The sequence below is a fragment of the Mycobacterium palustre genome, assembly GCF_002101785.1.
In the GTDB taxonomy this organism is placed as follows: Bacteria; Actinomycetota; Actinomycetes; order Mycobacteriales; family Mycobacteriaceae; genus Mycobacterium; species Mycobacterium palustre.
This window is the reverse complement of the sequence record NZ_LQPJ01000068.1, coordinates 1-2,707: the sequence shown is the minus strand read 5'-3', so window position 1 is coordinate 2,707 and position 2,707 is coordinate 1. Positions and strand designations below refer to the sequence as shown.

General features: G+C 71.3%; 1 protein-coding gene. It reads left to right on the top strand.

Features of this window, described 5'->3' with window-relative positions:
* Nucleotides 1-314: 314 nt before the first annotated feature.
* A partial coding sequence (locus AWC19_RS06065; protein ID WP_425436879.1) for a WXG100-like domain-containing protein occupies nucleotides 315-2,707 on the top strand: 2,393 nt, incomplete at its 3' end.

Genomic DNA, 2,707 nt, shown 5'->3' with positions numbered 1-2,707 from the left:
GGGTTGTTTGGGGGTGTGCCGCTTGCGGTGCGGCGCTTGGAGCCGTGGCTGCCCGCGTCGTTGGATTGGTTGTTGGGCGATCCGGTGCTGGCTTTGGTGAATAGCTTCTCGCGTTGTGGTGGGTGAGAATTCGGCGGGTGGGGCTGTTAGCGGTAGATCCTGAGGCGCTTTATGCCGCGGGCAGCGCGTTGGTCGGTGCTGGGGGCGGCCTGGAGGCCGATTTGGTGGTGTTGACGGCGGGGTTTGCGGCCCACACTGGGCTGGATGCGGCGGGCACGGGGTTTGGGCTGGAGTATCAGGAGGCTGCGGAGAAGGTGTTGACGCTGGCGGCGGCGGCGATCAATGCCTGCCGGCAGTGTGGGGCCCGGCTGCAGCAGGGCGCGGCGAATTATTCGCGGGCCGAGGCTGATTCGATGCTGGGCGGTGGTGGTGTGGTCTTGGCGGGGCCGCCCGAGCCGGCGAGGATCGCGCCTCCCGGGCCGCCGGGGACGTGGGGCAATGGGGAGCCGCCGCCGCTGTTGTGGGCGGTGGTGCAGTCGTTCGTCGATGACGTGTGGCCTGATGGTGACGTCGAGGGGCTGCGTGCGGCGGCGGCTCGGTGGAAGGGTTTCGGCGCGGCAGCCGGTGGCATGCGGGGCGCGGTGAATGCATCGAAGTCGCTGTTTGATGGTCAGCACATCCCGGAAGGCGGTCTGATCGATGAGGGTTTGTCGAAAATCTCCGACTCGCTGGGCAGGGTTGGGGAGCTGTCGAAAGCGGTGGCCGATCAACTGGATGAGTTCGCCGATGACATCAGCCATGCCCAGCAGGCGATCCGCGACCTGCTGAATCGCCTGGGATCACTGACTGACCTGGGCCACGACTTGATGTTGATCGTCAAAGGTGACGCGCTCGACGAGATCAAAAAGGTCGGCAGGGATGTCAACGAGGTGCTTCACCAGTTCGGTCGAGAAGCCCGGGCCATGGAGAAGTCGCTCAAGGCTTTCGTGCAGGTCGTTGACGGGGAGGTCGTCGGGCTGGAGAAGTACGTGCGCGGCGAGCTTAAGAACTTTTTCGGCGATGCGGTCGGCAACCAGGTGGCGACCGTGTTCGACACCTGGCTCAACGCCAACGAGGGCGTCCTTAAGGGCGCCGTGGGCATGGTCCAATCCTTGGGTGAGCTTGACCCGCGGTGGTTTTTGCTCGATCCGAAGGGCGCGGCAAGCACCTGGTCGACGTTGGGTGAAACCCTTTGGAAGGGAAGCCTGTTTAATGCCTTGGTCAACCCGCACGAGGCCACGCAGACACAGTTGCAGGAGCTGAAAGCGCTGCTGCACCTTGACGATTGGAGCAGGGCCCGGCCGGGATTGGGTTTTGGTGAAAACCTGCTCGATGTCGCCTCGTTGTTTGTTCCTGGGGGTGGGGAAGCCGGTGCCGCGGCGGACGGTGCCGGGGCCGCCGCGCGGGGCGCCGAGGCGGCGGGCGCGGCCGGCCGCGCCGGCGAGCGAGCCGCCGGCGAGGTAGCGGGCGCCGCCGGTGCCCGCGGTGCACTGGCCGACATCGCCGCAACCAGCAGCAAGCTGACCAACGACCTCGACGGTGTCGTCGCTAACCTGCCGAAGATTGAGCCTTCGCCCGTTGGCGGCCACCCGGTGGGTTTGCCTGAAGGCAAGCTGCCGGGCGCGCCCGTTGCTTCGGCGCCGCACGCGCCGGATGCGGGCCCCGGTGCGCCGCACGCGCCGGACGCGCCGCATGGGCCGGCTTCCGCGGAGCCGCCCGGACCCGGGGGTGCTCACCCGGCGCCCGCGTCGCCCGGCGGCCCGCACGATCCGGGTGGGGGGCCTCCCGCCGCAGCGCCGGCGCCGGCGGGTGGCCCACACGAGCCACCGCCGGGGCCCGCCGCAGCCGCGCCCGCACCAGCGTCACCGCCGGGTGGCCCGCCCGAACCCGGATTCGAAGCGCCAGCCGCCTCGGCGCCGGCGTCGGGTGGTCCACATGGTTTTGTGCCTACCGGTCATGCGCCTGAACCGCCGTTGCCGTCTGGCGGCGCCCCGCATGACCCGGGGCTCGAGCCGCGGCCTGCGCCCGCACCGGCCGACGCGCCCGGGGGCGGTCCCCACGATCCGGGCTCATTGCCGGGTGATCGTGTGCACGAGCTGGCATCGGATCCGGCGGGGGGTCCGCATGGACCGGGGTACGAACCCGAGCCTGCCCCTGCGCACGCCGACGCCGCGTCGGGCGGTCCCCATGATCTCGACTCGGCGCCCGGCGGCCGTTCGAACGAGCCGGGGCCAGAACCGGCCGGTACGCGCGAACCGGTGTCGGTGCCGGCGGGCGGCGCCCATGAGCCGGCGTCCGTGCCCCCCGGTGGACCGCACGACCCGCTACCCGCGGCCGCACCGGTGGGGGCTCCCGCAGCCGTTCCCGCCTCCGTGGGTGATCGTCTGCCGTCGGCTGTGCGCACCGCGGCCGAATCGGCGCCGGGTCGCGCGCCGGTAGCGCCCGGCGGGGCTCCGGTCGAACCGGCGGCGGCCGCGGCGCGCTCCGGGCAGCCAATGCCATCCATGTCGGCTGCGACGCCTCATTCCACGCTGCCGGGAGGTCGCCCCACCGAACTGCCGCCGCCAGGGCGCGGCCACGGGCTCGGGACAGGCCACGGAGGCTCTGCGGGAGGACCGCCGGGCGGAAAGCCACCGCATGGTGGCGCTCCGCGTGGGGCCGGTGGCGG